This window comes from Bartonella sp. AA74HLJMH (assembly GCF_042197045.1).
Taxonomy (GTDB): Bacteria; Pseudomonadota; Alphaproteobacteria; order Rhizobiales; family Rhizobiaceae; genus Bartonella.
On the sequence record NZ_JBHIRJ010000150.1, the window covers coordinates 1 to 620 of the forward strand.

The 620-nt window shown below is 37.6% G+C and carries 1 protein-coding gene; it reads left to right on the plus strand.

All coding sequences use genetic code 11. The features are described from left to right. Window positions 1-45: 45 nt before the first annotated feature. Window positions 46-429, plus strand: a complete 384-nt coding sequence (locus ACFINH_RS10275) for a hypothetical protein (RefSeq protein WP_375633074.1) — start codon at window positions 46-48, stop codon at window positions 427-429. The last annotated feature ends 191 nt before the right edge of the window (window positions 430-620 follow it).

Here is a 620-nt window from a genome sequence, read left to right on the forward strand (position 1 = left end):
TGCGGATATTGATGGCGATAACGTCATGTCCACTGGAGAAAAAGCATGGTGAAAAAATACGAATTGACTAATGAAACCACCGATATTGTAAGTTGCCATACATTGTACCGCATTCGTGCTTTAAGAGATTTTGATGATGTTAAGGCTGGGGACCTTGGGGGCTTTATAGACAATGAAAGCAATCTCTCTCATGATGGCAATTGCTGGGTCTATGATAATGCTTGTGTTACTTGGGGTTCAAAAATTTATGACAATGCAAAAATTTATAATAACGCCCGAGTATATGGTGGTGGTCGCATTTTTGAAAACGCACAGATTTACGGAAATGCAATTGTTTATCCCAATGCAAGAGTTTATGGCGACGCAAAAATTTACGGAGATTCAGAGATCTGCGGAGAAAGCCGTATCACAACAAACGAGAAAAAATAAATCATGTATAAATATGGAATTAAACCTACCTTGTGTGCACAGTTAGTTGTGAGAAATACTCACAATCTAGGTGAACTTTGTATCACTATCTCTGGGTATAAAGACGAGCCTTATGTAGATACCATAATTTCTGAAGACATAATGCAGCCTATAAAATCCAAACTCTAACAACCAAACCAACTTTTAACACA